The 724-nt window shown below is 54.7% G+C and carries 1 protein-coding gene; it reads right to left on the reverse strand.

The window, feature by feature from the left end; all coding sequences use genetic code 11:
* The coding region (locus DXT96_RS26825; protein ID WP_246670670.1) for a type VI immunity family protein at positions 1–723 on the reverse strand (723 nt) is incomplete at its 3' end.
* Position 724 lies beyond the last annotated feature (1 nt).

Here is a 724-nt window from a genome sequence, read left to right on the forward strand (position 1 = left end):
ACCCTCATAGGGATGGAGGACGATCTCTTCTCCGAGCACCTCTCTCGCCTTCTCAAGACCACCGACGCGCTCAAGCAACTCATCATTGACGGCTGTCAGCCAGTTCACGTCACGGATCACATCGGTGCGCTGTGAAATGATTAATCCAAAACGGATGCCATCTTCATAGAGGAGGCCGGGAAATCTGCGGAACAGTGGATAGGCCCGTTCGGTTGCACCTGTCGCGTAGGAATAGAAAAAAAGCGACATCCCCGACACGGCGTAAAAAGCCTGAAGGTCACGGCAGGCGTCAACGAAGAAACGCACGACACCTAGTGGATCTAGCGATAGTTGCGACAACCTCGTCTGGTACATCAGGTGCCCAGAGCCGCCACGATACCCAATGCCGGGAAGAAGCGCTGTCAAATAGTCGTGTACCGGATCGGTCGACCGCAGAGCTTTGGCAGGCATATGTCTGATATAAAAGCCTGCTGTCTCCTTCTCATCAGCGTAATTGCTCTGTGCTAGATGCCGCTCGATGTCATCTCTCGAAGACACACGGCGCGAACGCTCACCAACCGTCAGCAGATTGGTGTTTCCTTTCGTAAAATCGTAGTAGCGCAACGCCAGATCAAGCGCCGCTCGGCGTGTCCGCAGTGTTTCACCATCCGCAAAATAGAACCCCGCCGTCAGCCCGAACAACCATTGGATGGCATTGCCCGGCGGCAAACCGATTTCGTCCAGT

Origin of the sequence: Agrobacterium sp. ICMP 6402, assembly GCF_009498615.1 — a bacterium.
Taxonomy (GTDB): Bacteria; Pseudomonadota; Alphaproteobacteria; order Rhizobiales; family Rhizobiaceae; genus Agrobacterium; species Agrobacterium burrii.